Annotated in this window: 25 protein-coding genes and 5 pseudogenes; 18 read left to right on the top strand and 12 right to left on the bottom strand. The window is 64.2% G+C overall.

Annotation, left to right across the window (positions count from 1 at the left end; genetic code table 11):
* Positions 1 to 103: 103 nt before the first annotated feature.
* Positions 104 to 879: pseudogene (locus tag HDC31_RS14355) on the top strand (IS5 family transposase); the annotation flags it as partial.
* A gap of 24 nt (positions 880 to 903) precedes the next feature.
* Here the strand turns inward: HDC31_RS14355 and HDC31_RS14350 are convergent.
* Complete coding sequence (locus tag HDC31_RS14350) at positions 904 to 1,728, bottom strand: LuxR C-terminal-related transcriptional regulator (RefSeq protein ID WP_257022182.1); 825 nt, start codon at positions 1,726 to 1,728, stop codon at positions 904 to 906.
* Between the two features lie 100 nt (positions 1,729 to 1,828).
* Between HDC31_RS14350 and hxlB the strand changes: the two genes are divergently transcribed.
* Both hxlB and hxlA read left to right on the top strand, forming a co-directional pair.
* Complete coding sequence (hxlB, locus tag HDC31_RS14345; RefSeq protein WP_113681161.1) at positions 1,829 to 2,407, top strand: 6-phospho-3-hexuloisomerase; 579 nt, start codon at positions 1,829 to 1,831, stop codon at positions 2,405 to 2,407.
* A 28-nt stretch (positions 2,408 to 2,435) separates the two neighbouring features.
* Positions 2,436 to 3,059, top strand: coding sequence for a 3-hexulose-6-phosphate synthase (gene hxlA, locus HDC31_RS14340; protein WP_113681162.1), 624 nt, complete (start codon positions 2,436 to 2,438; stop codon positions 3,057 to 3,059).
* 8 nt (positions 3,060 to 3,067) lie between these two features.
* Here hxlA and HDC31_RS14335 read toward each other — a convergent pair.
* A pseudogene (locus tag HDC31_RS14335) lies at positions 3,068 to 3,220 on the bottom strand (IS5/IS1182 family transposase); the annotation flags it as partial.
* 404 nt (positions 3,221 to 3,624) lie between these two features.
* Here HDC31_RS14335 and catC point away from each other — a divergent pair.
* Both catC and HDC31_RS14325 read left to right on the top strand, forming a co-directional pair.
* Positions 3,625 to 3,903, top strand: coding sequence for a muconolactone Delta-isomerase (catC, locus tag HDC31_RS14330; RefSeq protein ID WP_113681163.1), 279 nt, complete (start codon positions 3,625 to 3,627; stop codon positions 3,901 to 3,903).
* A gap of 318 nt (positions 3,904 to 4,221) precedes the next feature.
* Positions 4,222 to 5,435, top strand: a protein-coding gene (locus tag HDC31_RS14325) for an IS3 family transposase (protein ID WP_113681164.1) whose coding sequence is annotated in 2 segments (ribosomal slippage) — positions 4,222 to 4,531 and positions 4,531 to 5,435 — 1,215 coding nt in all. Because the reading frame shifts where the segments join, the coding sequence is not laid out codon by codon here.
* Between the two features lie 27 nt (positions 5,436 to 5,462).
* Here HDC31_RS14325 and HDC31_RS14320 read toward each other — a convergent pair.
* Positions 5,463 to 5,885: pseudogene (locus tag HDC31_RS14320) on the bottom strand (histidine kinase); the annotation flags it as partial.
* Positions 5,886 to 6,093: 208 nt separating this feature from the next.
* On the opposite strand from HDC31_RS14320, the gene HDC31_RS14315 reads away from it, so the two are divergent.
* The 4 genes and pseudogenes from HDC31_RS14315 (at position 6,094) to HDC31_RS14300 (ending at position 8,745) form a co-directional block, all read left to right on the top strand.
* On the top strand, positions 6,094 to 6,627 hold the full coding sequence (locus HDC31_RS14315) for a DUF488 family protein (RefSeq protein ID WP_258546395.1): 534 nt from the start codon (positions 6,094 to 6,096) through the stop codon (positions 6,625 to 6,627).
* A gap of 61 nt (positions 6,628 to 6,688) precedes the next feature.
* Complete coding sequence (locus tag HDC31_RS14310; RefSeq protein WP_113681166.1) at positions 6,689 to 7,003, top strand: hypothetical protein; 315 nt, start codon at positions 6,689 to 6,691, stop codon at positions 7,001 to 7,003.
* A 342-nt stretch (positions 7,004 to 7,345) separates the two neighbouring features.
* Positions 7,346 to 7,695, top strand: a pseudogene (locus HDC31_RS14305) (transposase); the annotation flags it as partial.
* Between the two features lie 333 nt (positions 7,696 to 8,028).
* Complete coding sequence (locus HDC31_RS14300) at positions 8,029 to 8,745, top strand: TetR/AcrR family transcriptional regulator C-terminal domain-containing protein (RefSeq protein WP_179516251.1); 717 nt, start codon at positions 8,029 to 8,031, stop codon at positions 8,743 to 8,745.
* A gap of 77 nt (positions 8,746 to 8,822) precedes the next feature.
* Here the strand turns inward: HDC31_RS14300 and HDC31_RS14295 are convergent, their stop codons facing one another.
* The 4 genes from HDC31_RS14295 to HDC31_RS14280 all read right to left on the bottom strand — a co-directional run bounded on the left by HDC31_RS14295 (position 8,823) and on the right by HDC31_RS14280 (position 11,620).
* The gene (locus HDC31_RS14295) at positions 8,823 to 9,902 is read right to left on the bottom strand and encodes a YihY/virulence factor BrkB family protein (protein WP_179516250.1); all 1,080 of its coding nucleotides are present in this window, start codon (positions 9,900 to 9,902) and stop codon (positions 8,823 to 8,825) included.
* A 62-nt stretch (positions 9,903 to 9,964) separates the two neighbouring features.
* The gene (locus HDC31_RS14290; protein WP_113681168.1) at positions 9,965 to 10,528 is read right to left on the bottom strand and encodes a DUF3618 domain-containing protein; all 564 of its coding nucleotides are present in this window, start codon (positions 10,526 to 10,528) and stop codon (positions 9,965 to 9,967) included.
* Positions 10,525 to 10,938, bottom strand: coding sequence for a phage holin family protein (locus HDC31_RS14285; protein WP_127011783.1), 414 nt, complete (start codon positions 10,936 to 10,938; stop codon positions 10,525 to 10,527). The genes HDC31_RS14290 and HDC31_RS14285 overlap by 4 nt, the downstream gene beginning before the upstream one ends.
* Positions 10,916 to 11,620 (bottom strand): hypothetical protein, encoded by a 705-nt coding sequence (locus HDC31_RS14280; protein ID WP_113681170.1) that lies wholly within the window; start codon positions 11,618 to 11,620, stop codon positions 10,916 to 10,918. The genes HDC31_RS14285 and HDC31_RS14280 overlap by 23 nt, the downstream gene beginning before the upstream one ends.
* Before the next feature lie 396 nt (positions 11,621 to 12,016).
* On the opposite strand from HDC31_RS14280, the gene HDC31_RS14275 reads away from it, so the two are divergent.
* Together HDC31_RS14275 and HDC31_RS14270 are read left to right on the top strand one after the other, a co-directional pair.
* Positions 12,017 to 12,781 (top strand): DUF2382 domain-containing protein, encoded by a 765-nt coding sequence (locus HDC31_RS14275; RefSeq protein WP_113681171.1) that lies wholly within the window; start codon positions 12,017 to 12,019, stop codon positions 12,779 to 12,781.
* A 32-nt stretch (positions 12,782 to 12,813) separates the two neighbouring features.
* Positions 12,814 to 12,990: a CsbD family protein gene (locus tag HDC31_RS14270; RefSeq protein ID WP_113681172.1), complete on the top strand. Its 177-nt coding sequence runs from the start codon at positions 12,814 to 12,816 to the stop codon at positions 12,988 to 12,990.
* Here the strand turns inward: HDC31_RS14270 and HDC31_RS20295 are convergent.
* Positions 12,965 to 13,687, bottom strand: a complete 723-nt coding sequence (locus HDC31_RS20295; protein ID WP_258546398.1) for a response regulator transcription factor — start codon at positions 13,685 to 13,687, stop codon at positions 12,965 to 12,967. The two genes, HDC31_RS14270 and HDC31_RS20295, sit on opposite strands and share 26 nt — an antisense overlap.
* A gap of 323 nt (positions 13,688 to 14,010) precedes the next feature.
* Between HDC31_RS20295 and HDC31_RS14260 the strand changes: the two genes are divergently transcribed.
* Positions 14,011 to 14,349: an ATP-dependent DNA ligase gene (locus tag HDC31_RS14260; protein ID WP_113681199.1), complete on the top strand. Its 339-nt coding sequence runs from the start codon at positions 14,011 to 14,013 to the stop codon at positions 14,347 to 14,349.
* Between the two features lie 55 nt (positions 14,350 to 14,404).
* Positions 14,405 to 14,680 carry a hypothetical protein gene (locus tag HDC31_RS14255; protein WP_113681173.1) on the top strand — a complete coding sequence of 92 codons (276 nt, stop codon included), beginning with the start codon at positions 14,405 to 14,407 and terminating at the stop codon, positions 14,678 to 14,680.
* Here HDC31_RS14255 and HDC31_RS14250 read toward each other — a convergent pair.
* Together HDC31_RS14250 and HDC31_RS14245 are read right to left on the bottom strand one after the other, a co-directional pair.
* Entirely contained in the window at positions 14,677 to 15,006 is a 330-nt protein-coding gene (locus tag HDC31_RS14250; RefSeq protein ID WP_113681174.1) for a hypothetical protein, read from the bottom strand. The genes HDC31_RS14255 and HDC31_RS14250 overlap by 4 nt on opposite strands.
* A 312-nt stretch (positions 15,007 to 15,318) precedes the next feature.
* Positions 15,319 to 15,615, bottom strand: coding sequence for a hypothetical protein (locus tag HDC31_RS14245; RefSeq protein WP_113681175.1), 297 nt, complete (start codon positions 15,613 to 15,615; stop codon positions 15,319 to 15,321).
* Between the two features lie 672 nt (positions 15,616 to 16,287).
* On the opposite strand from HDC31_RS14245, the gene HDC31_RS14240 reads away from it, so the two are divergent.
* The 4 genes from HDC31_RS14240 (at position 16,288) to HDC31_RS14225 (ending at position 19,585) form a co-directional block, all read left to right on the top strand.
* On the top strand, positions 16,288 to 17,454 hold the full coding sequence (locus tag HDC31_RS14240) for a glutathione-independent formaldehyde dehydrogenase (protein ID WP_113681200.1): 1,167 nt from the start codon (positions 16,288 to 16,290) through the stop codon (positions 17,452 to 17,454).
* A 1-nt stretch (position 17,455) separates the two neighbouring features.
* Positions 17,456 to 18,025 (top strand): type 1 glutamine amidotransferase domain-containing protein, encoded by a 570-nt coding sequence (locus HDC31_RS14235; RefSeq protein ID WP_113681176.1) that lies wholly within the window; start codon positions 17,456 to 17,458, stop codon positions 18,023 to 18,025.
* Positions 18,022 to 18,324 (top strand): putative quinol monooxygenase, encoded by a 303-nt coding sequence (locus tag HDC31_RS14230; protein ID WP_113681177.1) that lies wholly within the window; start codon positions 18,022 to 18,024, stop codon positions 18,322 to 18,324. The genes HDC31_RS14235 and HDC31_RS14230 overlap by 4 nt, the downstream gene beginning before the upstream one ends.
* Positions 18,325 to 18,454: 130 nt before the next feature.
* Positions 18,455 to 19,585: an FAD-binding oxidoreductase gene (locus tag HDC31_RS14225; RefSeq protein WP_179516249.1), complete on the top strand. Its 1,131-nt coding sequence runs from the start codon at positions 18,455 to 18,457 to the stop codon at positions 19,583 to 19,585.
* A gap of 219 nt (positions 19,586 to 19,804) precedes the next feature.
* Here the strand turns inward: HDC31_RS14225 and HDC31_RS14220 are convergent, their stop codons facing one another.
* A complete protein-coding gene (locus HDC31_RS14220) occupies positions 19,805 to 20,251 on the bottom strand; it encodes an AraC family transcriptional regulator (protein ID WP_113681179.1) in 447 nt (148 codons plus the stop codon).
* 54 nt (positions 20,252 to 20,305) lie between these two features.
* A pseudogene (locus tag HDC31_RS20025) lies at positions 20,306 to 21,269 on the bottom strand (IS30 family transposase).
* Between HDC31_RS20025 and HDC31_RS14205 the strand changes: the two are divergent.
* Positions 21,255 to 23,909, top strand: a complete 2,655-nt coding sequence (locus tag HDC31_RS14205; protein ID WP_179516246.1) for an excinuclease ABC subunit UvrA — start codon at positions 21,255 to 21,257, stop codon at positions 23,907 to 23,909. The pseudogene HDC31_RS20025 and the gene HDC31_RS14205 sit on opposite strands and share 15 nt — an antisense overlap.
* Positions 23,910 to 24,577: the final 668 nt, after the last annotated feature.

Genomic DNA, 24,577 nt, shown 5'->3' with positions numbered 1-24,577 from the left:
GTGGGCCAAATCAAACCGACATGAACACCCCGGCGCGTCGCAACATGGGCCAGACCAAAGCGACATCCCTGGGCCAAATCAGAGTGACAGAGTCACGAGCCTGATGGTCGAGGGCATCGTCTACCGGTATCGGTGCGGGATCTGCCGGACGTGTTGGGGCCGTGGCAGACCGTGTGGACCTGGCATCACCGCATGGCCACGGAAGGCACGTGGGACAAGGTGCTCGCGGCGCTGACTGCCGCCGCGGACGAGGCGGGGCTGGTGGATTGGTCGCTGTCGGTGGATTCCACGATCGTTCGTGCGGATCAGCACGCGACGAACACGAAGCGCCTGACAGGGGGCTGGATCGAATTACACGAATCCGGGCGTCGAGCCGCGTGATCACGCGGTCGGCCGCTCCCGCGGCGGCCTGTCGACGAAGATCCACCAGCTCGTCGATGGCAACGGCCTCCCGCTGGTCGCGTTGCTGACAGTGGGGCAGGCCGGCGACTCGCCGATGTTCCTGCCGCTGATGGGGCACCTGCGTGTCGCTCGTCCCGTCGGCCGCCCCCGCCCCGACCCGACGCGGTCCGCGGCGACAAGGCGTACTCATCCCGCGCGATCCGCGGGCACCTGCGCGCCCGCGGCATCAAGGCCGTGATCCCCGAACCGTCCGACCAGTAAGGCCACCGCAAGCGCCGCCGGTCACGCGGCGGACGACCCGTCGGGTGTGATGCCGCCGATTACAAGGGCCGCAGCGTCATCGAGCGCCGCTACTGCCACCTCCAGCAATGGCGTGGACTCGCCACCCGCTACGACAAGCATGCGATCGTCTATCGCGCCGCAGTGATCCTCAACGCCGTCATCGCCTGGACCCGGCAATTGTCAGACACGCCCTAGACCACGGGTGACCGCTGGTGAAAATCATCTCGACGTTGCAACAAGCTGCGCCCGATTGCGCGCGCCGACCTTCCGGAGAAGGTTCGACACATGGAACTTCACCGTGTTGACGGAGATGAGGAGCTCTTCCGCGATTTCGGCATTGCGCGCTCCCGATGCGAGAAGCCGTAACACATCTCGTTCGCGCATGGAGAGTTGTGAGAATTCCGGAAGTGGCTCGGGTTCCGCCGGCGGATCGAGGGGGAGCCGGATGTCGACTGAGGACCCCCAGCCGGGTGTTGAGGAGACCGCAATCGCGCCGTCGAGGGCTGTGACGCGTTCGACGATTGGGCGGATCGAGTCGTCGTGTGCGGAAAGTTCGCCGGCCCCGTCATCTCGGATGCCGATCAGGAGATTTAGGCCGTCGCAGTCCCACTGGATGCGCACCCGCCGAGCCTCGCTGCGATCCGCGAATGCGAGCACCGAGCTGCGGACGATGGCGCGCGCCGCGTGCGCGACCTCTCCTGGGAGTGCACGACCGGTCGCGGGCGGCTCAACGAACTGCACGTCGAGATCGCCGAACCGGACGAGGGGGAGCAGGTCGCTCTGCAGTCGGGCGAACGCACCGACGACGGGTTCGAGGATGCTGCTGCGTTCCTGATCGGTAACAGCGCGCAGCCCGATCAAGGCGCTCGTTGCCGCCTCGATCGCCATGTTGCGTGCTGCGCGGTCATCGAGGCGGGGCGATCGCAGAAGCGCGAGCATAGATTCGAGCGTGATTGCGTGCCGGTCAGCATGTTCGGCGACGATTCGGGCGTGGTCGGCGACATGCTGACGTGACGCGGGCGACGCCAGTTCGGTGAGGTCCATGGTGACAACCTACCCACTCAGGTAGGCCCATTCTTACGGGTAGGTGGGCCTGCTCCTTTGCGGGGGAGCCAACGCGACCGTCGGCTGTGATGATAGGGCGATGGATGTCCTCGAAATCGGTGTGGGTAACTCGCTCAGCCGCATCGCCCGCGAACTCGAACTCACCACCGACAGACTGATCGCTCGCGACCGGGCGGGATTGGCGGAGCTCGCGGACATCGTCGACGCTGCTCCGCGAGTCTTCGTGCTGGGTGCAGGCCGATCGGGGCTCGCGCTGCGAATGACCGCGATGCGACTCATGCATCTTGGCCTGGCCGTCCACGTCGTCGGGGAGGTCACCGCTCCTGCGATCGAACCAGGTGACTTGCTCCTCGCTGCCAGCGGTTCCGGAACGACGGGCGGCATCGTGCGCGCGGCACAGACTGCCGTCGATGCTGGCGCCCGGGTGGCGGCTGTTACAACAGTCCCAGACTCTCCGCTCGCAACGCTGGCAGCCGTCACGGTAGTCGTGCCGGCTGCCGGCAAGCTTGATCGCTCTGAAGCGGCATCTGAGCAGTATGCCGGCAGTCTCTTCGAGCAATTGGTCGTTGTCCTCGGCGACGCGCTTTTCCACACACTCTGGCGCCGCTCCGGCTTGACCGCTGATGAGCTCTGGCCTCGCCACGCAAATCTCGAATGATTCAAACCACTGCACGAAAGGAATCCAAATGAAACTGCAGTTTGCCATGGACACCCTCTCCACCGAGGCCGCCCTCGAACTCGCTGCTGCCGCCGCGCCGCACGTTGACATCCTCGAGCTCGGTACCCCGCTTATCAAGAGTGCTGGCCTTTCGGCGATCACCGCGATCAAGAAGGCCCACCCCGACAAGGTCGTCTTCGCCGACCTCAAGACGATGGATGCCGGCGAGCTCGAGGCTGATATTGCCTTCACTGCGGGTGCCGATCTCGTGACGGTCCTCGGTAGCGCCGGTGACAGCACGATTGCCGGTGCTGTGAAGGCGGCGAAGAAGCACGGTAAGGGCGTTGTGGTCGATCTCATCGGCGTGAGCGACAAGGCGAAGCGTGCGAAAGAGGTCGTTGCACTTGGAGCAGAGTTCGTCGAAATGCACGCGGGCCTCGACGAGCAGGCCGAAGAGGGTTTCACCTTTGCCACCCTGCTCGAGGACGGCAAAGCTTCGGGCGTGCCGTTCTCAGTCGCAGGCGGCATCAATAGCTCGACGATCGCTTCGGTGCAGGAATCTGGTGCGCAGGTGGCTGTGGCGGGAGGCGCGATCTACGGCGCTCCCGATGTCGGTGCTGCCGCCGCGGGACTCCGTGCAGCCATTGTCTGACGACCCTGGGGCGTGTCTGACAATTGCCGGGTCCAGGCGGTGACGGCGTTGAGGATCACTGCGGCGCGATAGACGATCGCATGCTTGTCGTAGCGGGTGGCGAGTCCACGCCATTGCTGGAGGTGGCAGTAGCGGCGCTCGATGACGTTACGGCCCTTGTAGTCGGTGTCGCGCGTCAGACTTAGTGGCAGGGGTTGTTAGTTGCTGAGGCAATGCCCCTACTGGAAGGTCTAAGAACTATGAGTCGTCCCCCGGTGATCCCGGCGGAGAAGAAGATCCGCATTGTGTTGAGAGTGCTTCAGGGTGAGATCTCGATCGCGGAAGCCGCGCGTCGGGAGAAGGTGTCAGCTACTGATTCCCAGGAGGCAGGTCGCCTGCGTCGCGGGTGGTGCAGGAGCGATTCTGTGGAGAACAGCAGTAGGAGGGGCCCGGATTGGGCCCCTCTTACTGCTGTTAATAGTTCTTGCTGGCGGATCCGACGCTGTGGCCGCCACGCTTCAACCAACCACTACGTGCACCGTCCCGGCCGCCGATATCTGACGCGCCAACACCCAAGGAGAATCACATGAAGTACATGGTCCAGATGACTGTTACCCCGCCCAAAGACATGGATCCGCAGGAGTGGCAGGAAATCCTGCGCCGTGAGAAGGAGTACGGCCAGGAGTTCATGAAGAACGGTAAGTTCCAGCACATCTGGCGGATTGTGGGCGAATTCGCCAACGTCAGCATTTTCGACGTCGAATCTAATGACGAACTGCACACCATCCTCGCCGGATTCCCGCTCTTCCCCTACATGGACATGAACGTCACGGCCCTAGCCAAGCATCCCTCTGCCCTCAACTGATCACAGCAGAGCTGTGCGTCGCTGACGGCGGGAACCTGGTCACCGGGTTCAATCGCCAGGGTGTGGGTGTCACGGGCATTCAATTCACCCGACGCAGACAGCCTCCGCACTTTTCGACGCCGAACACCGACGTTCATTGGGCGATGCGGCCATTCGAGGACTTCGCGGCATGGGTTGTGTCCGGCAGAGTGGTGTATCGGTAGCTCGGTGAGCGTGTCGCCTGGGATGGCGACGGTCACCGCGTGATCTTTGGCGCTTGACCCCTGATCTTGGACTCGCTGATTCCAGCACGATGCTGGGGAAGCGAGAATCCAAGGGATGGCTAGGAAGAACTACACGGACGAGTTCCGGCAGCGGGCGGTGGACTTGTATGAGTTCACGCCGGGTGCGACGCTCAAGGGCATCGCCGGGGATCTCGGGATCTCTCGGGGTGCGCTGAAAGAGTGGGTCGACAAGTTCGGCTCCGGGGTCACGGTTGCCGCTGCGTCGCCGCCGGGGGCGACGGGGCGACCGGAGTCGCAGGCGGCGAAGGTCCTCCGGTTGGAGGCCGAGCTCGCGGCCTCGCAGGCCGAGGCCCGCAAGCTCGAGACGGAGCGGGACATCCTCCGTCAGGCGGCGAAGTATTTCGCCGGGGAGACGAACTGGTGAACCGCTTCCAGTTTGTTGAGGATCACAAGGACGCCTACGGCGTGAAGCGGTTGTGTGAGGTCGTCGAGGTCGCCCGCTCGTCGTTCTACGCCTGGCTGGACTCCGCCGGGCGGCGAGCCGCGAAGGCGACAGACGACGCGGTGTTGGCGGCGCGGATCCGGGTGCTGCAAGACCCCGCTCAGGGCGGCGACCGCGCCTACGGGGCACCCAGGATCACCGCCGACCTCAACGACGGTGTGCCCGTGGCGGAGCGGGTGAATCACAAGCGCGTCGCGCGGGTAATGCGTGAGCACCGTCTCGCGGGGATCCGGTTGCGACGACGGGTGAAGACCACGATCGCGGACCAGTCCGCCAGGCGCTTCCCCGACCTGATCGGACGGGACTTCTCCGTCGGCGACCCCGGCCGCCGCTACGTGGGCGACATCACCTACCTGCCTATCGCTGACGGCACGAACCTCTACCTCGCGTCCTGCATCGATCTCGGCTCCCGGAAGCTCGCGGGCTGGCAAGTCGCCGACCACATGCGCACCGAACTCATCGAGGACGCCCTCCGTGCCGCGCACCGCGACCGCGGGTCGCTGGTCGGCGCGATCTTCCACTCCGACCACGGCAGCGTCTACACCTCGAAGGCCTACGCCGCGCTCTGCGAGCAGCTGGGCGTGACCCAGTCCACGGGCGCGGTCGGCACGAGTGCCGACAACTCACTCGCGGAAAGCTTCAACGCCACGCTCAAGCGCGAACTCCCGGACCAGGCCACCGCCTACCGGGCCGTGTTCCGGTGGGCGAACCGCTACAACACTCGCCGGCGCCACTCCGCGATCGGCAACATCAGCCCGAACGCCTACGAAGCCGCGCGCTCCGCTACGCTCGCGGAAGCGGCATAATCGAACCGACACCGTGTCCACGATCAAGGGCCAAGGTCCGTCCGCGGCTTCAGCGGCGTGAAGCAGCATTTGGATGCTGGAGAGTCCTTGCGCGACGGTGTCGTGGATTTCACGCGCGAGACGTGCACGCTCGGTGAGGACGCCTTGCTGGCGTTCGGTCGCGGCAAGCCGGTCACGGGTGGCGAGCAGTTCGGCAACAAGTGCTTCCCGCTCGACGGCATCACGGGCGAGTGCACGGTAGCCGAGACCGATGAGGAGCGCCACGCCGGCGCCAACGAGGGGACCGATCACACCGCCGACGGTGAAGCCGCCATGCAGCCCGAGGGCGAGAACCGCGATCAGCGTCGCGATGATCACGGCGGCAGGCCCGACGATTCGGGGTAGGACGTGCAGGTAGAGAAAGAACAGCGGGAACACCAGGTACGCCGCTTCCGGCACCAGCACGAGCAGGTTCGGGATCCTCGTCGGGGAGGTCGCAGCTGTCGATCAAGGAAAAGCGAGCGGCCAAGCGCGAAAAGCGCGAACCCGACGTCTTCCTCAAGCCGCGCAAGGGAGCGAGCCGCTGATCGGCTGACCGGGGGACCCCTTGGGTGCGAGGAGTTCCCCGGTCGCAACCGACCGCTCGCAACCGTTCAGGAGCAGGATGCAACCCTCGACAGTGTTCACCATCGGTCACTCCACACACCCGATCGAGGAGTTCATAGCGCTGCTCGAAAACAACGGCGTGCAACAACTCATCGATGTGCGGACGGTTCCCGGCTCCCGACATAACCCGCAATTCGGCGCGCAGGCGCTTGAGGAAAGCCTGACGGACGCAGGCCTGCACTATGCGCGGATGGAAGAACTCGGCGGTCTCCGCCACACCCCAGTGAATGTGGAGAGCATCAACGGCGCCTGGCGCAACAAAAGCTTCCGAAGCTACGCCGACTACATGCAAACCGAGCCCTTCGCGCGTGGAATAGACCGTCTGATCGATCGAGCAAAAGAGAAGACTGTGGCGATCATGTGCGCGGAAGCGGTCCCGTGGCGCTGCCACCGGTCTCTCATCGCGGATGCGCTGCTCGTTCGCCACATTTCTGTGGAGGACATCATGAGCGCCACCTCCACCAAACCTCACACACTCACGTCGTTCGCGTCGGTGGACGGGCAGCGGGTCTGGTACCCGCCCACTCACCTGGAAGGGCAACCGTAGGCATAGCGAGCCTCTCGCCGATGTGACCGAGTTGTCATTCCGAGAATGGATGTCGTCCACCATGGGCACACTGCACTACGGCGGGTCGGAAGCGCCGATCCACATCGAGGAGCGTGCCCTCGCACACCTCAAAGTGATCGTCGCCACCAAGCTCCGCCGCAACGAGTCCTTCATCCTGTCCTGGCGTCATCCGGAAGGGGACCCTGAAGGGCGTAGCACCGTCTGGTTACACCCGTCGATCCCACTGCAATTCACCTTCGATGAGCTCGAACCCCCGCAACTCAACCTGCAATGGCTCCACGCGCTGATGGAGTCAGCCAACAGCTCCGGAGGCATCACGTTCCTCGAGGAAGTCCTGGAAGCACCCACAGGATGACCCTCACTCGAGTGGGAACGATACTACGTGGTCCAGCCTTGAGTATTGCGAGTCGAAAACTCTCGAGCCGAGGGAGCAGCCCTCTCGAAACGATGAGTTCCCCAAAACCGAGGCTCCGAGAGGGCTCGTCACAGAAACGTGACATCGCCTCGTTGCGTGTGGCGTAGCGCCCCAGACGCTCCGCAAGTAGCCCCAGCTACTAACCAAACGTTACCATCCATGTCCCCCAAAAGGTGGGCATGGTGGCTTAACTGCAGCGGCGCGGCGTTTGCTACAGGCAACTTACCGCAGTGACTCGCCCCGGTGTGTCCGGAGACAGGATTCCTTGGAAGGATCTGTCTTATGGGACGTCCCAGTAAGTATCCGCGCGAGCTTCGTGAGCGCGCTGTCCGTATGGTCGCCGAGGTGCGATCCGATTATCCGAGCGAGTATGCCGCGATGACTGCGGTCGCGCAGATGCTCGGGATCGGGTCGCCGGAAACGATCCGCACCTGGATCCGCCGGGAGCAGGTCGACGCGGGCGACCGGCCCGGTGTGACGACTGACGCGACAGTGGAGATCAAGCGCCTCAAGCGGGAGAACGCCGAGTTGCGGCGGGCGAACGAGATCTTGAAGGCGGCTTCGGCTTTCTTCGCGGCCGAACTCGACCGGCCACACAAGCGATAGTCGACTTCATCGACGAACACAAGGACCGCTGTCCAAGCAGCGGATGCAGGAATTGGCGCGATCATTCGCGATCGAATCAAGACGATTGGCCCGGCAGCGACTGCCCTCGCGAACCTTGCAGCTCTTCTCTGGCTTCTGCTGCTGTAGCGACCGCGCCGACCCCAAGATCCGTGCACCGAAGTCAGCTCGACGTAGGGAATCCCCTACATATCTGGGGTGACGAGTGAGGTCAGCAACCCGCTCACAAGTCCGGGCAGATATCGCCCTCCTGCCGTGAAGCGGGGTTAACGTGGGCGTATGCCGGTCTCATCCGCAGTCACACGCAGCGGGTCACTTGAGCCGACGGGAAGAGATGCGTTATGTCGAAGGAACTGAGCAAGAAACGCTCACGGTCAGCAGCTGGCCGCCTGAGCCGTGAACTCATCGTCGAGACGGCGTTGGAACAGATTGACCGTTCGGGCGCCCAGGGGTTGTCGATGCGCTCCCTCGCCCAAGAGTTGGGTGTCGAGGCAATGTCCCTATACCGATACGTGCATGGGCGAGAGGATCTCCTGGAGGGTGTGATCGCTCTGCTCCTCGGCAGGCTGACCTCAAACCTGGATGACGAGCTAGCCGAGCATTGGCAAGGGTTCCTGCAGGATGTTGCCCACAAGGTGCGGCAGATCGCGATCGATCATCCTCACGCGTTCCCTCTGGTCGCTACACGGCATCCTGCCGCTCCGTGGCTGCGTCCTCCGTTGCGCAGTGTCGAGGTCGTGGACATGTTCCTCCGCACCCTTCTGGGTCATGGCTTCACCGACGCTCAAGCGGTCGACGCGTACCGCGCGTTCAGCAGCTTTCTGCTCGGCCAGCTCCTCCTGGAGTCCGCGGTGCGCGGGGCCGAAACCGGTCCTGTGGAAGAGCCCCTGGATGAAGGGGACGCGGACATCCCCGAGCGCGACGGCCAGGTCGGTTTGCACGATGCACCGGAGGTGCGGAGGTTGCGGTCCTTGCTCAGCGAGGACCGCTCCGATGAGGAATTCGAGGTGTCGCTCGAGGTTCTTCTCGACCGCCTCAACCGAGACATGACCCAATAGCCCTGCGGCTCCACGAGTGCGGTCGCATCTTCCGCCTCCGCGCCGCGGGTCCGGTGATGGGTTACTGTTTTCCGGGCTCACCCTGATCCGTGTCGTGGGGCGTCCGCGTCGTTCGAGTCCGCTTGTTCGCGGAGCTGGCGGCCCTGCTCAATGTCCTTCTGTTCCTTCTCGGCGGCCTTATCGCTCTTGCGGGTGTCGCGGGGAGGGAGCTGGATGTCCTCCTCCGCAGCGATTCCGGCCTGCAGCTGGCGTCCGCGCTCGAGCTCGGCGTCGAATTCCGCACCAAAGAGCAGCGCAAGATTCGCGAGCCACAGCCAGAGCAGGAAGATGATGATGCCGGCGAGAGAGCCGTAGGTGCGGTCGTAGTTGGAAAAGTTCCCGACGTAGAATCCGAATGCGAGCGTGGCCAGAGCGAGGACGATGATCGCGAGGAGGGCGCCGATGCTGATCCACCGGAACTTGGGCTGCTTCGCGTTCGGGGTGGCGTAGTAGAGGATCGCGACGACCAACACCACGATGAAGGCGAGCAGAGGCCACTTGGCGATGGACCAGATCGTTTGGGGAACGTCGCCGATGCCGAGGGCATCGCCGATCGCTTTGGTGACGTCGCCGGAGACGACGAGGATGATCGCGGCGAGAACGAGCAGCACGATGATGATGACTGTGACCAGCAGCTGGGCGGGCTTCAGCTTCCAAAACGGCCGGCCCTCCTCGATCTCATAGATCCGGTTCATCGCACGGCTGAACGCGCCCACGTAGCCGGATGCCGACCAGATGGCCAGCAGGATACCGGTGATGAGAGCGAAACCGGCACCCGGAGACTCGGCGATCTGCTCGATCGGCCCACGGATCGTGTCGACCGTGTCACCGGGAGCGACCTGCTCGATGATTCCCAGCACTGCGTCGCTGGCGGCTTTTCCTTGGCCGACGACACCGAGGAGCGAGAAGATTGCGATGAGGGCAGGGAAGACCGACAGCACCGCGTAGTACGTCAGCGACGCGGCGATGTCGGTGCATTGATCGGAAGAGAACTCGCGGATCGTTTTCCGCAACACGTACTTCCAGGACCTCTTGTGCAGATCGTCCGGGGAGTCGGGCTTGCTGGTGGATTCGGGGTCCGGGGCGTTGCGTTCGGTGGAGGGGGCTTTGCTGCTCATCGCGAGTCCTTCATCGTGGGGGGCGGGCCCGTCTGATGACGGGCCCGCCCGATCCGTGTAGGTCAGTTGTCGGAGATGTTCTCGCGAGCGTGCTGAGCCTGGTCTTTCACTTCACCGGCGGCGTTCTGTGCTTCATCCTTGACCGTGGAGACGGAGTTTTGCGCCGATTCCTTCACGGATTCGACGGAGGCCTGCACGGGCTCTTTCAGATGCTCGCCGACTTCCTTCGCGACGTCTGTGACCTCGTCCACCAGCGGCTGCGCCTGCTCCTTCACCGTGGCAGCGAGATCCTTCTCTTTCGACGATGCAGGGATCAGCGAGGCGACGACCAGACCGGCACCGAAAGCGATCAATCCGACCGCGAGCGGATTGCCTTCCGCTTTGGCCACGGCGCGGTCCTTCACGTCGCCGACGTGAGATCCAGCGCCCGACAGTGAGGAGCCGGCGTCGTCTGCGGCGCCCATCACACGCTCCCGCACGGAGCCGAAAACTCCGCGGACCTTGTCGATCTGCCGGTCCACGATCTTCGACGGCGAGACCTTGTCGGCCAGCGCGTCCACATCCATGCCGAGGTCTTGGCGGGTCCGCTCGATGTCGGCGCGGATCTCATCGGGTGAATCGCTCATCGGTTCTCCTCATTTCTCTTCAGCGTTTCGGGGATCTCTTTGAGGGTGTCCACGGTTTGCGGGGCGCCCTTGACTTGCTTGAACTGAGTCCGTCCCACCAGGAACAGGATCGCGGCGATAATCGCCCAGAGAACGGCGACGACGACGCCAGACCAGCCTCCGCCAATCAGGGTCCCCAGTGCCCACCACAGTGCGACAGACAAGAAGAACACCGCCATCAGCCCTCCGTAGCCGGCGGCACCCATGAGGCCTGCGCCCTTGGCGGACTTGGTTGCCGAGTCCTTCAACTCCGCTTTGGCGAGCGTGACCTCTTGGCGCATGAGCGTCGAAATGTCACGGGAGACCTCGCCCAGCAGATCTCCGATAGACGTCGACGCGGCCTTCGCCTCAGACGGCGTTGGGTCGGTCATAGCCGCCCTCCCCGAGAAGATCCGGACGGCTAGAAGCCGTCTGTGTGTAGACGGGGGTGCCGCCCGCGCCGAGGTCGTTCACGACAGGGACAGGTACCGAGGGGTCCGGGTGCACCTGCTGCGGCGGCGACACTGGTGCCGATGAGGCGTTTTTCTCGTCCGACGCGTTCGCGGCGAGAGCGCGAGTGAGGCGGCCGACGACGATTCCGCCGATCGCTGCGGCGAGGATGAACGTGCCCGGCTTGCGGCGGGCATAACGCTTGACTTCCGTGAGCACGGAACCGGGATCGCGGTCACCGAGCCACGTCGCGGCTGCGGACAGGCGACCCGAGACTTGCTGGACCAGATCGCTGGCGACGCCGCTGCCGTCGGAGTTAGTGGCCATGGAACTGAGTTCGTCGCTGACCGAGCGAAGACCTCCCGCGAGGCGCTGCTGCTGCGTGTTGGCCTGCTCCGACAGCTCCCGCTGGGTCTGCGCGTACAGATCCTTCGCCTGAGTCTTCGCCTCCCCGACGACAGAAGCCGCTTCATCCTTGGCCGTACCCAGAACATCCTTCGCCTGCGACGTGGCCGTGTCTTTCAGGTCAGAGGCTTCCTGCTTGGCAGCGTCCACCTTGCCTGAGGAATCCGGGGATCGTACGTCCGAGCCGCTCGGGCTGGTCGTCTCATAGTTGTCCGACATTAGTGCTCCTCTCGCGGACCGATCAAACCGATCGGTGAATCCTGTTGTAGACCCCCGCACCCGACTTCATCAGGACCCTTGCACCGAGCAGCCTTACGGTGTACACGGCCCGCCGGATCTCGAACAACGCCAGAGCCGGAGCCTTACTATGTAAGGTCGCATACAGTACGCCTCTATCTCCGGGAGGACAACCACCTCCCTCACCGGAATCCTCACCGCCCTCGGCGCTGCCGTGGTCACTCTCCTCGGCGCAATCCTCGGCGGCCTCGCAGGAATGCGCTACCACCGCAAGGTCGACCGCGTCGGACTCGGCCGCTGACCCTGCGGCAGACATCCGCGTCTTTAAGCGTTTCTCTCCCTCCGCCCCATCAACGAACGAACGAACGGCAGCATCGCATGATCAGCGAACAGAACATCGCCAGTCTCATCGGAGCCAACGTCACCGACACTGAGGGCAACAAGATCGGAAAGGTCGGCCAGATCTATGTCGACCCCACCACCGGCCGCCCGAACTGGGCGACAGTGGTGACCGGCCTGTTCGGTACCTCCGAATCGTTCGTTCCCCTCGACCAGGCCGACGCCGTCGACGGGGAACTCCGCGTCCCGCACACCAAGGACGTCGTCAAAGACGCTCCGCGCATCGACTCGGGCACCGACCTCACCGACGCAGAACAAAACGAGCTGTACACCTATTACGGACACGGCGGTGCTCCTGCCACCGCTCCCGCAGACGGTAACACCGCTCAGGTCGAGGGGTACGACACCTCCGGCCCGACCACCGACGACGCGATGACCCGGTCCGAGGAGCAGCTGCACGTCGGCACCGAACGGGTCGAGACCGGTCGAGCCCGCCTCCGCAAGTACGTCGTCACCGAACAGGAGACCGTCTCCGTCCCCGTCAGCCACGAAGAGGTTCGCCTCGAGCGGGAGCCGATCACTGACGGAAACGTCGGCGACGCTCTCGACGGCCCCGACATCAGCGAAGAAGAGCACGAAGTCGTCCTCACCGAAGAACGCCCCGTGATCGCGAAGGAAACAGTACCGGTCGAGCGTGTCCGCATCGGCACCGAAACGAAGACCGACACCGAGCAGGTCAGCGCCGAAGTTCGCAAGGAAGAGATCGAGCTCGAGGACGACACCACCCACCACACCGACCGCTGACCCAACCGTCAGTCCACTGAAAGGAGAATCCGATGGGTATCGGAGACGACATCAAGAACACCGCCGAAGATCTGAAAGGCAAAGCCAAGGAAGCCGCCGGCAAAGCAACCAACGACAAGTCCACCACCGCCGACGGTCACGCCGACCAGGCCAAGGCTGGCGCGAAGAAGGCCGGTCAGAACGTCAAGGACTCTCTGACCGACAAGTAACACCCTCAAGTTTCACGACGTATCCGGTGCCCCTACTTTCCCTTCGGGCACCGGATACTTTTTGCCCCCCATCAGCCCGGAACGCGCGCCGCAGCGCACGGAGACGCGCCAGCAGCTCGTCGTAATCGAAGGGCTTCCCCAGGTAGTCGTTCGCTCCGCCGTCCAGACCGGTGACACGATCGTCCACGGTACCGAGCGCGGTCAGCATCAGGATGGGGGTCGTGATGTGGGCCGTGCGCACGGCACGGATGAAATCCACGCCGTCCATGCCGGGGAGTCGTCGATCGACCACCATGACGTCATACCGCCGGCTCAGCGCGAACCGGAGCGCGGTCTCGCCGTCTGAGGCATGCTCGACGTCGTACACGTCTTCCAACACTTCGACGGTCAGCGCAGCGATGTCGGCGTCATCCTCCACGTAGAGCAGCGAACTGCGCGGCCTCTGTGCCGAGTCACCCATGGTCGCCGTCCTGTCGTCTGCGATCGAGATCATCAGCGTACGCCCGACCCAAACCCGGTCGGGTATCGCAGACTGATCTTCCGCATGCCGTCGCCGTCCGGCCAGAAACGATCGTTTTCGACTGGCGCGTCCTGGGTGCTCAGGTTGGTAGCCGGTAACACTCTCCGAAAGAGGGTTCTGGTGGGCGATTTTGGCCGATCGACGCATCCATTCGGTTGGGCGCGGCAGCTTGAACACTCGCGAGTTCGTGTCTTGCGTGCGTTGAGTTCTTGGAGTGTGCTTCTCTTACCCGGCTTTTCGATTCGTCATAGACGGAGTGGTTGCACCGTCCCCCCTCCTTGGTGCCCACTCCGAGCGGGGTGCCTCGACCTGTATGGCGGGCACCCCGTGCTTCATGCGATACCCAGACGCAGGCGGTCAGCGCTGCCGTTGGCTCTCCACGTGACGATGGTGATCGTGTCGGCGAGGCCGATGACTTTGCCGGCATGGTCGTCCGATTTAGGCAGGCGGCGAGGGGCGTGTGCGGGATACTGGTGATGCACCCGGCAGGAAGGCTGGTTATGGGTAAGTTCACGTACGAGGGCGACCAGAAGGTCGAGATCGAGGACCGCGCTCTGACTCATGTTCAGCTCGTCATCACGGCGAAGCTGCGTCGCGGGGAGCCGTTCCCGTTCACCTGGCGGGAAGATGTCAGCATCGGCGGCGGCCGGACGACGGTGTGGATCCACCCGGGCAGTAACCTCGTGTTCAAGTACTACGGGAGCCGGACACCCCCGGTCAATCGCGCGTGGATAGATGCGTTGGCGTTCACGGCGAACTCGCCGGCCGGCCTCTTTGTGGTGTCGGAACCGGCGGAGGGCACCAGGGCGGAAGAGGACCTGGCACCTGCCTTAACGTGACCTGCTCGCGCAACCCCTTTCGCCGACGGATCGGGGTTGTCGTACGGTGCTCTCTATGCATGAGCGGACGGTGGAGCAGACCCACGTGAGCATCGACGGCTCTCGTTTCGTGGTGTCCCCGTCACAGGACGTGGATGCGCTGTGCGAACAGCTGGAAGCTGCCGTGGCGACGGCGGGACTATTTGTGCGGTTCACGACGATGGAGGGCCGCCAGGTGAGAGCGTTGATCACGCCGCGCAGCCGGGTGCTGATCACCGATGAGAGCGTCACGTACGACTCGGACGACTCGGTGTTGTCGCTGAGCGCGTCGGGGAACTGGGATCTGCTCTAGGCGTTGCTGGCCTCGAGCTCGGGCGTCTCCAGGACCTCGTCGACGAGCATGATCCCGCCGCTGGAGTTCGCGGTGTGCATGAGCTGCTCCACCCACTTCACGTTGATCTGAGGGGCTTCGGGTTCGTCGAACACGAACCGCAGCGGGATCGAGGGGTGAACCCAGATCGTGGAGCGCCCGCCGGGCTCGCCTTCGGGGTGCTTCCAGGACAGAGAGAACGACTCGTTGCGGCGGAGTTTGGTTGCGATGACGATCTTCAGGTGCGCGAGAGCACGGTCATCGATATGGATCGCATCATCGGATGCCCCGTAGTAGAGAGTCGCCATACGCTCACCATAGCGGCAGAGGTAACCGGTGCCGCACGAGATCGCGCGGTCGAAAACCAACGCGCGTCGGGAGGATTGTGACCACGGGACGCCGTCTCCCGATGCGCGGGGACGGGCGTTGGTGATCGGGCGGTTGCTGAAGACTCTGGGGGAGGGAAAGCAACCGCCCGACCGCGTCGAAGATACCGGTCCCCAGGAAGGTGCCTCCCACCCATCGATGTCGCAGACGCGAAACAACAGTCCCACCTTTCCCCATGCCGCACAAGGCTAATTTTGCGCCCGGGGTCCGCTCGGCCAGGGGGGACGGGGTCGTCAGGGGAGCTGGTCGAGGACGAGTTCACCCCGCGAGGCGACGTGCTCCATCATCCGTTCGATCCGTGCGGGGTCGCTGAGACGCAGCAGGGCATCGTCGAAGGCGAAGATGAGGGGGATGCTCGGATGCATCCAGATCGTTAGACGACTGGCCGGAGCCTCGTCGCGGGGGAGCCAGGTCATCATGAAGCTCTCTTGGCGGCGGAGCTTGGTGCCGATCACGATCTTCAGATGCGTCAGCGTCTCGTCGTCGATCTGAATCGGCGGCCGGGAGCTGTTGTATTCGAGTGTCCCCATGACGTGAACCTACTCGGTCCCCGCGGACATACGAACCGGCCACGAGATCTGGCACGGTGCAGGGATGGATCCCGATCACTCCTGTGCCTTTGCCGTCAGGATCGGGGTCGTGGGGGTGGGCCGCATCGGGGAACCGGCCAGCGAATCTCGCAGCGTCGATTCGGCACTCACTCCACGAGAACGACGGCCCACCAACGACCCGAGAAAGAGTCACGGTTGGCGAGCCGCCGTCGCGACAACGAATATTGCGAGTCTTCCCCCGAAGACGGCTAGCGGTGTCAATAGCTGAGTCTACGGGCTTCACCAACCAGCTCAGCATGGCTGCCTTGAACGCACAGCGTGTGGCCGGCGTGACTGCCGCAATTGTCCTCATGATGACCCTGGCCGCGTGCGGTTCCGGCGAGGAGATAGAGATGCCCGACGTCCTGGGATTGTGTGTCGTGTAGGAACTGGTGACATCCTTCCAGACCAGCCCTCCCGGGCTAGCCACGCTCGATGTCACCAGTTCCTACATCGGACCCGGGCACTATACCGGCTCGATCGCTACACATCAACCCAAGGCGAGCCCGTTGACACGTGGTTCCTGGGGGCGTTTGCTGTCTAGCGATGGGGCCGGCGTCGGAGAGGCCTTGCCAGAAAGACATCGAGCAACACAATCGGATCGGAGTGGACATGAAAGCAGTGGTGTATGAGGGGCCCCGTCAGGTCAGCACGAAGGAGGTCCCGGACGCGAAGATCGAGCGACCCACCGATGTGCTGGTCAGGGTAACGACGACGAACATCTGCGGCTCGGACCTCCACATGTACGAGGGGCGGACCTCCTTCGAAGTAGGCCGGACGTTCGGTCACGAGAACATGGGGGAGGTCATCGAGGTCGGTAGTGGCGTGGAGAAGGTCAGGGTCGGAGACCGGGTTGTGCTCCCGTTCAACATTTCGTGCGGATTCTGTAAGAACTGCGAACGTGGCCTGACCAACTACTGTCTCACCACCCAGCCCGAACCATCGTTCGCCGGTGCGGCCTATGGGTTCGCCGATATGGGTCACTATGGCGGTGGCCAAGCGGAGCTGCTCCGTGTGCCTTTCGGTGACCACAATGCGCTGCGCCTGGGCGAGGATGCGGAGGAGAGGGAGAACGATTACGTCATGCTCTCTGACATCTTCCCCACCGGCTACCACGCCACCGAGATGGCCGGCGTGATCCCCGGCGACAGCGTGGTGATCGCTGGGGCGGGTCCGGTCGGATTGATGGCCGCCCTGTCCGCAATGATCAAGGGCGCAGCAAAGGTGATGGTGGTCGATCGCCACCCTGACCGGCTCGCGCTGGCCGAGCAGATCGGTGCGATTGCCATCGACGACTCCAAGGTCGACCCCGTGCAGGCTGTTCTCGACGAGACGATGGGGCTCGGAGCTGACCGTGGTTGCGAATGCGTGGGCTACCAGGCCCACGATCCGCAGGGCAACGAGGACACCGCCGCCACGCTGAACATGCTCATCAACTCGGTCCGCTTCACCGGAGGAATCGGCACCGTTGGCGTGTTCATCCCCCAGGACCCTGGAGGCAAGGATGACCTTGCCAGGCAGGGCAAGGCAGCCATCGACTTCGGCACACATTGGTTCAAGGGGCAGACCATGGGAAGCGGTCAAGCCCCGGTCAAGCGGTACAACCGCCGGCTGCGGGACTTGATCGCGGCCGGCAAGGCGACCCCTTCCTGGATCGTCTCCCACGAAATCTCGCTGGACCAAGCCGCCGATGCCTACAAGAACTTCGACGCCAGGTCCAAGGGTTGGACCAAGGTCCTCATCAAGCCCGGCATGTCAAACGGAAAGAAGGAAAACTGAGATGGCAGCAGATCTTCAGGGCAAGAGGGTCGCGATCCTCGCCGCCGACGGAGTCGAACGCGTTGAGCTCGAGCAACCCCGCGAAGCACTGGAACGGGCCGGCGCTCAGACCGAGGTCCTCTCGATCCACGACGGCGAGATCAAGGCCCGTAAGAACGACCTGGATGAAGCGGGCACGTTCACCGTCGACGGGTTGGTCGCCGACGCCTCGGCGGGCGACTACGACGCCCTGCTACTTCCCGGCGGCACGGTGAACCCCGACCAGCTCCGGGTCGACAAGGACGCCGTTTCCTTCGTCCGCGACTTCGTCGAGAGTGGCAAGCCCGTGGCGGCGATCTGTCACGGTCCGTGGACGTTGATCGAGGCTGGCGTGGTCGGAGGTCGCACCTTGACGTCCTTCCCGAGCATCCGCACAGACCTGCGCAACGCCGGTGCGGACGTCGTCGACCAGGACGTCGTGGTCGACGGGAACCTGATCACCAGCCGCTCACCCGACGACCTGCCTGCGTTCTGCGACACGATCGTGGCGAAATTTGCGAGCAATTCGACCCAGGAAGAGGTGACGTCATGAGCGTGACAAAGGGACTGCTTGTCAGGGTGGAGGCCCTGCCCGGCAAGGAAGACGAGGTCCAGGAATTCCTCGGCATCGGGCGAGGGCTCGTCGAGGAGGAACCGGCCACCATCGCGTGGTTCGCGATCCGTCTCGGCCCGTCCTCCTTCGGGATCTTCGACGTGTTCCCCGATGACGCCGGCCGCGACGCGCACCTGTCCGGCGCAGTCGCTGCCGCTCTCGGCGAGCAGACGGGCAAACTGTTCAGCGAGCCTACGATCGAGAAATTGGACGTCCTGGGCTCCAAACTCCCCGCCTGACACCACAGACCGGGGAGTACTGGCCCAGAAAGGAGGGGTCGCTGCGCTCGGTGACTTCGGGCTTACACAGCCCGCTGACGTCGTGGCAGCGGCCCCTTCTCTTGCGGCCTAAACAGATCGGGGAACCGCGATGACAGGAACTGACGACGGCGTTGCCACGACGCGTTCACCCGAGGTAGCAGTGATCGGGGGCGGGATCGTCGGTCTGTCGACGGCGTACGCGCTGCGGGAGCAGGGCGTGCCGGTGCGCTTGTACGAGGCTGGTGTGCCCGGGACGGGTCAGTCCGCAGGCGAGTCGCGGATCTTCCGGCATGCCCACGACGACCCGCGACTCGTCGCTTTCGCGCGCGAAAGCCGTGGCGTATGGGATGAGTGGTCCGAACACTTCGACGTCGAGCTGGTCTCATCAGACGGTGTCCTGGCGATCGGAGACAGCGCCCTGGCGCGGCTGCGGGTGCTCGACCAGGTCGGCGGCGTGGAAGCGCACGAGATCGATGCGGCCGAGGTCGCCCAGCGGATGCCGCTGCTTGCTGGGTACTCGGGGCCAGCGGTGCTCGACGAGTCGGGCGGCGCGATCCGCACCCGCGCCGCGATCACGGCACTCACGGGTGCCCTCGCAGATGCGGTCACCACCGGTGAGGTCATCTCCATCGATCCCCGCGCCGACGGGACGGTCGAGGTGCGCAGCGTCACCGACCGGGCTGTTTACTCCAAGGTGATCGTGTGCGCCGGCCGCGAAACCGCCCGCCTGGCACGCAGCGTCGGCCTGTCGCTGCCGGTTCGCCTTGCCGCACACGTCAGGCTGACCTTCGACGTGAAAGCCGCCGGCCCGGAACGAGTCGCGTGCCTGCAGGACAGCAGCGGCGTCTTCGGCGAAGTCGGCGTCTACGCGACGCCGCTACCGGGCAACAGCAACTATTCGGTCGGACTCAGCGACACCGTCGGCGTCCGCGACGACGGAACTTTCATCGACCCGGCGGCGATTCGATCGCTGGACAAACGCGCACGCGAATACGTGACACGGGCGCTGCCCGGTCTCCACCCAGAGCCGCGCGACTTCCTTCACTGCTGGGTGACCGATCTCCCGTGGAGTGAGGACGGCGTGGCCGTGTGGGAGGCAGGCTCTGTCCTTTTTGTGGCCGGTCACAATTTGTTCAAGCAGGCACCTGCGCTGGGTCGTGCTCTTGCCCGGGCTGCGACCGGCGGCGGTCTCCGCGTCGAGCTCACGCCCGAAGCGCGCCTCGGCGAGGCCCAGAGCTAGGGCGTGTCTCCCAATCGCGGGGGGTGACCCGCGATTCTGGCCGGCAAACTGTTCAGCGAACCCACGATCGAAAAGTTGGACGTCCCGGCCTCTAAGCTCCCCGCCTGAGACTAGGCGGATTCCAGCGGTCGTTGCAACACGACGTCCTCTGAGCATACGAAAGTGCCCCTTCCGGTCGTTCGCCGGAAGGGGCACTTCTATCGTTACTCGAGAGTCGAATCAGGGTGCGATGGGGCGGATTGGAACGAGGCAGTCGACCTCGCCCTCTCGCTTGTAGTACTCGATGTGCGGTCGGTTATCGTCGTGATCCGCAAGGGCGAAGAGAGCATCGAATGCTGGAGCGATTTGCCCGTAGATTTCAGGTGCGTTGCCACGAAGTCGTAGGCGAAGGTAGGGGCCGCCGTGGATCGTCGTTTCGTCGAGGCTGAGTGAGTTGGCGGTGTCTCGGTCGAGGCGCACGGATGACAAGCGGTAAATATCGTTGCCGCCGAAGACGAGCCCCATCATCTTGCGGCCCTGCAGCGAGTCAAAAGCTCCTTCAAATTCAGGCCACGCGGTTTGCACTGCATCGACATCGAGAGTGACATCACGGCTGAGCGCCGGGGTGTCGGGGAGATCAAGAACATCGATTCGCCCAAGGGCGTGCGTGTGCGGATAGATCGTCATGCCCTCGTGTCTAGCATTTTTCTTGTCCCCAGCGACAGCCCCGGGCCGAGCCCCTTACCTGGCGCTGAGCAGACACGCCATCCGTTGAGTGGGAGTGTCCCAGTCGAGAGTCTTGCGGGGTCGCGTGTTCAGCTCATGAGCAACCATCTCGAGCGTCTCGGCCGAGTACTTTGACAGGTCGGTGCTCTTCGGGAAGTACTGCCGCAGGAGACCGTTCGTGTTCTCATTCGAGCCGCGTTGCCAGGGTGAGGCGGGGCCGCAGAAGTACACGGGCATGTCGGTCGACATGGTGAACGACCGGTGCTTGCCCATCTCGCTGCCCTGGTCCCAGGTGAGAGAACGGCGCAGGTGCGCGGGGAGCCGCTGAATCGTGTGTGCCAATGCGGCGCCGACGGTGACGGCGCCGTGGTCGTCGGGCAGGTGGACGAGCATCGTGAACCGTGTCGTGCGCTCGACGAGCGTGTCGATCGCGGAACCGCTGTTCTTCCCGATGATGAGATCGCCCTCCCAGTGGCCTGGAACGGCTCGCTCTTCAACCTCAGCCGGTCGATCACTGATCATCACCATGGGGCGCGGTAGCGCGGCTGGCGAGTCTGAGCCTGCTTGTGGGTCTTCCGGCGCAGTTCACCCCGTCCCTGGACGTAGAGGGCGAGGTAGATCGTTTCGTGGGCACGCGCACCTCCGGTCGGTCGGGGAAGTCCCGCTTGAGTGAGTGCACGATCTGCTCGGGGCTCCATCGGATCTCCAGTTTGCGCTGGATGTAGTCCCGAAGCTCGGGATTCTGTGCGATCTTCCCCGCCTTCGGCCGCGGCAGACGCGCCATCGCCCGGTCGTGCGCGGCATACGGACAATAGTCGCCCGACCGGGGGTGACTGTTCCGGCGAACCTCCCGGCTGATCGTCGACGCCGGCCGTCCCAGCTCGGCCGCGATCTTCCGCAGCGACCACCCCGCACGCAAGCTGTCGGCGATGAAGATGCGATCCTTCTCCACTATGATCCGGTCATGACTTCGTCTGATTCTTCACCCGCCGCCGACGCGCAGGTTCGGGTCTCGGGTGCTCGGGAGCACAACCTGCGGAATGTGGACCTCTCCGTTCCGCGGGACTCGTTAGTGGTGTTCACGGGTGTGTCGGGTTCCGGGAAGTCATCGTTGGCGTTTGGGACGCTGTACGCGGAGTCGCAGCGACGGTATTTGGAGTCGGTGGCGCCGTACGCTCGCCGTCTGATCGACCAGGCGGGCGTTCCCGATGTTGACTCCATCACCGGGATGCCGCCGGCCGTGGCGTTGCAGCAGCAGCGTGGAGGACGCAGTGCCCGGTCCACGGTGGGAAGCATCACCACGGTGTCCAGTCTCGTGCGGATGCTGTACTCCCGCGCCGGGGACTATCCGGATGGGCAGCCGATGCTCTACGCGGAGGATTTTTCTGCGAACACGGTGCAGGGGGCCTGTCCGGAGTGTCATGGCATTGGTCGTGTCTACGCGGTGCCCGAGGAGCGGATGGTGCCGGATCCGTCGCTCACGATCCGGGAGCGCGCGATCGCGTCCTGGCCGACGGCATGGCACGGACACCAGCTCCGCGACGTGTTGGTGGCCCTCGGCTATGACGTTGACGTGCCATGGAAAGATCTGCCACGAAAAGACCGGGACTGGATCCTTTACACGGATGAGACCCCGTTCGTTCCGGTCCACTCCCGGTTGACGCTTGCTGAGGCTCGCGCCGCGACCAAGGCCGGGGTCGAGCCGAGCTACTCGGGCACCTTCGTCGGAGCCCGCCGGTATGTGTTGGACACATTCGCGAACTCGAAGAGCGCGTCGATGAAGCGTCGCGTCGCGCAGTACCTCGACGCTGCCCTATGCCCGGTCTGCCACGGGAAGCGGCTGAAGCCTGAAGCGCTCTCGGTCACGTTCGAGGGCCTGGACATCGCGGAGTTCTCGCAGTTGCCGCTTCGAGAGCTTGCTGACATGCTCTCCGACGTTGTTGCGGAAGCGCAACAGGCCGAGACCGTTCCGAATGGTGCTGTGCTGCATGCCAATTCCCGTCGCACAGCCACGGAGCAGCGCATCGCCGCCGGAGGGTCCGCGCACGCCGCCGCACCCGATGTGCGCCGCACCGCAAACCGTTCGCCGGAGAAGCGCGCCGCTGCGTCTCGACTCGCTTCCGGGCTGATCGAGCGACTCCGCCCACTGACCGATCTTGGCCTCGGGTATCTGTCGTTAAGTCGAACCACCCCGACCCTGTCGGGTGGCGAGTTGCAACGAATCAGGCTCGCCACACAGCTCAGCTCCGACCTGTTCGGCGTCGTCTATGTCCTCGATGAACCATCCGCAGGCCTTCACCCACAAGACGTGACAGCGCTCTTGAAGATCCTCGACGGGCTCAAGAGAAGCGGAAACAGCCTGTTCGTCGTCGAACACTCCGTCGATATCATGCGGCACGCGGACTGGCTCGTGGACATCGGCCCCGGCGCGGGCGAGCACGGCGGCCGCGTTCTCTACAGCGGCCCTACCGATGGGCTTGCCGACGTCAAGGACTCAGTGACACGCGGCTACCTCTTCGGTGGAAGTGGACTGCCCCCGCACACCCCTCGCGACCCGCGCGGGTGGCTCCACTTGAAGGACGTGACTCGTAACAACCTGCACGGCGTCTCCATCGACATTCCCCTGGGTGTTTTCACCGCGGTCACCGGAGTCTCGGGTTCCGGCAAGTCGAGCTTGGTCAGCCAGGCCCTCCCGGCTCTCGTCGGTGACCGCCTCGGTCACAGCACTCCGGCGGAGGACGAACCGACCGGCGACGAGTTGCTCCTTGCCGATACCCCAGAGCGGCTCGACGGTGTCCTCGACGGCTCTCTCGAGGGGGTCCGGCGGGTGGTCAACATCGATCAACGACCCATCGGACGAACCCCCCGATCGAACGTTGCAACATATACGGGCTTGTTCGACCACGTCCGTCGACGCTTCGCTGAGACGCCCGAGGCTCGCTCGCGTGGGTACAAGCCCGGCCGTTTCTCCTTCAATGTCTCCGGCGGCCGCTGCCCCACCTGTGAGGGCGAAGGGTCCGTGATGGTGGAGCTACTCTTCCTCCCATCCGTGTACACCGAATGCCCCGACTGTCACGGGACCCGGTACAAAGCCTCGACCCTCGAGATCACTTGGCGGGAGCGCACCATCGCTGACGTGCTCGCGATGAGCGTTGAGGAAGCCCACCCGTTCTTTGACGGTGAAGACGACATCACCCGCTCACTAGCTGCACTGTCAGACGTGGGCCTCGGATACTTGCGACTCGGACAACCGGCAACCGAGCTCTCTGGAGGTGAGGCACAACGCGTGAAGCTCGCAAGCGAGCTACAGCGCGCACAACGAGGGGACACCTTGTATGTTCTCGACGAACCAACTTCGGGCCTGCACTGCGCTGACGCTGACCGGCTCGTCACGCATCTGCAAACCCTCGTCGACGCAGGAAACACCGTCGTCGCGGTGGAACTTGACATGCGCGTGGTGGCAGAAGCCGACTACGTCATCGACCTCGGACCCGGCGCCGGCGATGATGGCGGCGCAGTCGTCGCCGCTGGAACTCCTGCACAAGTTGCCGAGAACGGCGTCGGCGCGTCCGCGGAATACCTTGCCGCGGCGATCAAACTGATCGTTGCGGCTACCTGAGCAGAAGAGCCGACGCTTGACAACCGATGACCCGGTACGCAGTCACAAGAGCACTGAGCAGCCAAACTTTCCACAGGCGAATCAAGTGTGTACACACCTCAGGGATCGGCTACGGTCGTCTGCGCCGCGAACGCCCAAGTTCAGTGGAGGGCGGCTTTCCACGCCTCGAGCCAGGGGATGACGTCGCGCAGGTCCTTCGTGTCAACGGCAGCGGACGCGGCCGCCCGAGCCGGGGCCCGGCGTTCAGAGTGAGTGATGTCGGCACGGCGGCGAACAGCGGAAGGTCGGACCGACTCTCACCGATGGCACAGCAGTGATCGATCGAGACGCCGTGCTCCGCCGCGAACTGGAGGGCGCGATCTCGCTTGTCGTACTCGTTGAAGTGCTCCGCCACGGTGCCGTCTCCGACGCCGTGTAATCGGCCCACTCTGGCGCCGGCGACTCGCCGAAGCCGAGCAGGTCGATGGCGATGCACCGCGGTGGGTGCGCTCGAGCAGCGGGATCACGTGGTGAAACGTCACCGACGAGGACGCGATACCGTGCAGCAGCAGCACCGTCGGGCCCTCGCCGCGTTCCTCGGCGATATGCAGCACCGGCATGCGGCGAAACCACCTCATTCGACGCAACGTCGAGCGGATCTCGCCCGCTACGCCCGCATGGGCCACCGG

It is taken from the genome of Microbacterium sp. JAI119, from assembly GCF_013410135.1.
Lineage (GTDB): Bacteria > Actinomycetota > Actinomycetes > Actinomycetales > Microbacteriaceae > Microbacterium > Microbacterium oxydans.
The sequence above is the reverse complement of the archived record's forward strand: the minus strand, read 5'-3'. Positions and strand labels throughout refer to the sequence as shown.

Coding starts and splice junctions, on each gene's coding strand:
- HDC31_RS14270 (WP_113681172.1), top strand. CDS start 12,814: ATGGGTATCGGAGACGACATCAAGAACACCGCCGAAGATCTGAAAGGC.
- HDC31_RS14205 (WP_179516246.1), top strand. CDS start 21,255: ATGACTTCGTCTGATTCTTCACCCGCCGCCGACGCGCAGGTTCGGGTC.
- HDC31_RS14260 (WP_113681199.1), top strand. CDS start 14,011: ATGGGTAAGTTCACGTACGAGGGCGACCAGAAGGTCGAGATCGAGGAC.
- HDC31_RS14350 (WP_257022182.1), bottom strand. CDS start 1,728: ATGGACCTCACCGAACTGGCGTCGCCCGCGTCACGTCAGCATGTCGCC.
- HDC31_RS14225 (WP_179516249.1), top strand. CDS start 18,455: ATGACAGGAACTGACGACGGCGTTGCCACGACGCGTTCACCCGAGGTA.
- catC (WP_113681163.1), top strand. CDS start 3,625: ATGAAGTACATGGTCCAGATGACTGTTACCCCGCCCAAAGACATGGAT.
- hxlB (WP_113681161.1), top strand. CDS start 1,829: ATGGATGTCCTCGAAATCGGTGTGGGTAACTCGCTCAGCCGCATCGCC.
- HDC31_RS14275 (WP_113681171.1), top strand. CDS start 12,017: ATGATCAGCGAACAGAACATCGCCAGTCTCATCGGAGCCAACGTCACC.
- hxlA (WP_113681162.1), top strand. CDS start 2,436: ATGAAACTGCAGTTTGCCATGGACACCCTCTCCACCGAGGCCGCCCTC.
- HDC31_RS14285 (WP_127011783.1), bottom strand. CDS start 10,938: ATGACCGACCCAACGCCGTCTGAGGCGAAGGCCGCGTCGACGTCTATC.
- HDC31_RS14310 (WP_113681166.1), top strand. CDS start 6,689: ATGGGCACACTGCACTACGGCGGGTCGGAAGCGCCGATCCACATCGAG.
- HDC31_RS14290 (WP_113681168.1), bottom strand. CDS start 10,528: ATGAGCGATTCACCCGATGAGATCCGCGCCGACATCGAGCGGACCCGC.
- HDC31_RS14230 (WP_113681177.1), top strand. CDS start 18,022: ATGAGCGTGACAAAGGGACTGCTTGTCAGGGTGGAGGCCCTGCCCGGC.
- HDC31_RS14250 (WP_113681174.1), bottom strand. CDS start 15,006: ATGGCGACTCTCTACTACGGGGCATCCGATGATGCGATCCATATCGAT.
- HDC31_RS14240 (WP_113681200.1), top strand. CDS start 16,288: ATGAAAGCAGTGGTGTATGAGGGGCCCCGTCAGGTCAGCACGAAGGAG.
- HDC31_RS14295 (WP_179516250.1), bottom strand. CDS start 9,902: ATGAGCAGCAAAGCCCCCTCCACCGAACGCAACGCCCCGGACCCCGAA.
- HDC31_RS14255 (WP_113681173.1), top strand. CDS start 14,405: ATGCATGAGCGGACGGTGGAGCAGACCCACGTGAGCATCGACGGCTCT.
- HDC31_RS14245 (WP_113681175.1), bottom strand. CDS start 15,615: ATGGGGACACTCGAATACAACAGCTCCCGGCCGCCGATTCAGATCGAC.
- HDC31_RS14300 (WP_179516251.1), top strand. CDS start 8,029: ATGTCGAAGGAACTGAGCAAGAAACGCTCACGGTCAGCAGCTGGCCGC.
- HDC31_RS14220 (WP_113681179.1), bottom strand. CDS start 20,251: ATGACGATCTATCCGCACACGCACGCCCTTGGGCGAATCGATGTTCTT.
- HDC31_RS14280 (WP_113681170.1), bottom strand. CDS start 11,620: ATGTCGGACAACTATGAGACGACCAGCCCGAGCGGCTCGGACGTACGA.
- HDC31_RS14235 (WP_113681176.1), top strand. CDS start 17,456: ATGGCAGCAGATCTTCAGGGCAAGAGGGTCGCGATCCTCGCCGCCGAC.